This window comes from Luteibacter rhizovicinus, assembly GCF_004342265.1.
Lineage (GTDB): Bacteria > Pseudomonadota > Gammaproteobacteria > Xanthomonadales > Rhodanobacteraceae > Luteibacter > Luteibacter rhizovicinus_B.
The window spans coordinates 1-1,274 of sequence record NZ_SMCS01000020.1; the positions used below are offsets into that span (position 1 = coordinate 1).

General features: G+C 60.1%; 1 protein-coding gene. It reads right to left on the reverse strand.

Annotation, left to right across the window (positions count from 1 at the left end):
* Positions 1–54 precede the first annotated feature (54 nt).
* Positions 55–1,185, reverse strand: coding sequence for an IS481 family transposase (locus tag EC912_RS19265; RefSeq protein ID WP_132147729.1), 1,131 nt, complete (start codon positions 1,183–1,185; stop codon positions 55–57).
* Positions 1,186–1,274: the final 89 nt, after the last annotated feature.

Consider the following 1,274-nt stretch of genomic DNA (forward strand, 5'->3'; position numbering starts at 1 on the left):
ACGTGTTCCGTGCCGGGACATAGGTAACAGGTGTGCCAGGACATGGGTTACACCTTACGCCGGTTCATTAAGGTCAATCGTTCCGATCCGGTGGTGGGAAAAATAGAGGTCGTAGACGCTGTCACGGTCTGGGTGTGGGCGTGCTGCGACGATGTATCCGCTCAGGGCGACAGAGACTTGGTGGATGCGACCCTTGAAGCGTAATCGACCGCGCATGGCGACCTTCAGAAGCTGATCGTCGGGTGCGTATTCAATCTCGGGAAACACCTCGGGGAATGCTCGCGGACTGGCCTGGTAGCGATCCACCGGCACGTCCATGTTGATGCCCTGATGAGGCCGCAGGCCGTTATAGATGTCACGCCACCGATCGAAAGCGAGCTGCGCCTGCGCGAAGCTGGTGAAGGTATAACGGGAGAGGAGTTCCACCTTCAGTGTTCGATGAAAACGCTCGATCTTGCCGTTGGTCTGCGGATGAAACGGTGCACTGAAACTCAGGTGGATGCCAAGGCGAACCAACCAGAGGGCGAGTGTCGAAAGACTGCGTGAATGGCCGTAACCGATCCCCCAGGGACTGCCGTTATCCATGTTCATACGCAGCGGCAGTCCGTAACGACGAAATGCTTCGGTGAGCGCGTCTTTGACGGATGCTCCGCGCAAATCCGAGCTAGCCTTGAGTATCAGGTTGTAACGAGAATGATCATCCAGAACGGTCAAGGGTGAACACGGACGCTGACCGACACATATCGGTCCCTTATGGTCCATCTGCCACAGATCGTTCGGTCCGGGATGTTCAAAGCGGTGCCAGTGAGTGGCCGATATCGCCCGATCTCGGCCTAGCAACCCATGGCGTCGCAAGATGTGGTTCACCGTACTCGGGGGCGGAGCGTCCTGACCGCTATCCCTCAGAATACGACTGAGGGTGCGACCGCCCCACGCGGGCTGCGCGAGCCGGAGCTTCACGACGGCGGCCTCCACCGCGGCGGAGGTCTGGCACGGCGAATGGCGCGGCCGGCGCGAGTGCTCGCTTACCGGTTCGCCAGCCGCTTCGCGGCGAAGCCATTTATGGGCGGTCTTGCGGCTGATCCCGAACCGCAGAGCTAGCTGACTAATGGGGACATGGCGGCTCTTGGCCAGAGCCAGAAACTCGGCGCGCAACGACATGGCGGTCGTCTCCTTCCAGGGCATGGCACACGGCACCTCGGCGGGAAAAAGCCCGGCCAAGGTGTAACCCATGTCCTGGCACACCTGTTACCTATGTCCTGGGTCCATACACG